Origin of the sequence: Mycobacterium sp. 1245852.3 (genome assembly GCF_001669335.1) — a bacterium.
In the GTDB taxonomy this organism is placed as follows: domain Bacteria; phylum Actinomycetota; class Actinomycetes; order Mycobacteriales; family Mycobacteriaceae; genus Mycobacterium; species Mycobacterium europaeum_A.
In genome coordinates, this window is sequence record NZ_LZLL01000266.1 from 1 (window position 1) to 688 (window position 688).

The following is a 688-nucleotide window of genomic DNA, read 5'->3' on the forward strand; positions in this document are numbered from 1 at the left end:
ATCGCGGTGGGGTGGCTCCTCGGTTACCTGATGCGCACCCAGCGGTTGCTGCTGGCCGAACAGATTGCGGCGCAGGACATGCTGGCCGAACACGCCGCCGCCGACGAACGGCGGCGCATCGCGCGCGAAGTGCACGACGTCATCGCCCATTCGCTCAGCATCACCCTGCTGCACGTGACCGGCGCGCGCCGCGCGCTGCAACAGGATCGCGACGTCGACGACGCGGTCGAGGCTTTAGAACAGGCCGAGCGACTCGGCCGCCAGGCGATGGCCGACATCCGTCGTACCGTCGGGCTGCTCGACAACTGGCCGACCAAGGCCGCGCAAACCGTGCCCGAACCCGGTATCGACGACATCGCGCTGCTGGTCGAGGGTTTCCAGCGGGCCGGCCTGGCCGTCGCGCTGTGCGTCGAAGGGCCCACCGATCACGTCTCGGCCGCGGTCGGCCTCGCGCTGTACCGCATCACCCAGGAATCGCTGGCCAACATCGCCAAGCATGCGCCCGAGTCGAAAGCCGGTGTGGTGCTCGACATTTCACCCGCATCGGCGAGGCTCGCCGTCACCAACCTGCTACCCGCCGCGGTGCCGGCCACCCGGTCACCCGAAGGGCGCGGTTTGCGCGGCATGCGCCAGCGCGTCGAGCTGCTCGGCGGGGCCATCGACGTCGGCCCCACCCGCGACGGGTGGT

The 688-nt window shown here is 70.3% G+C and carries 1 protein-coding gene; it reads left to right on the top strand.

The features are described from left to right. On the top strand, positions 1-688 hold a 688-nt coding region (locus A9W96_RS11600), incomplete at both ends, for a sensor histidine kinase (RefSeq protein ID WP_231999665.1).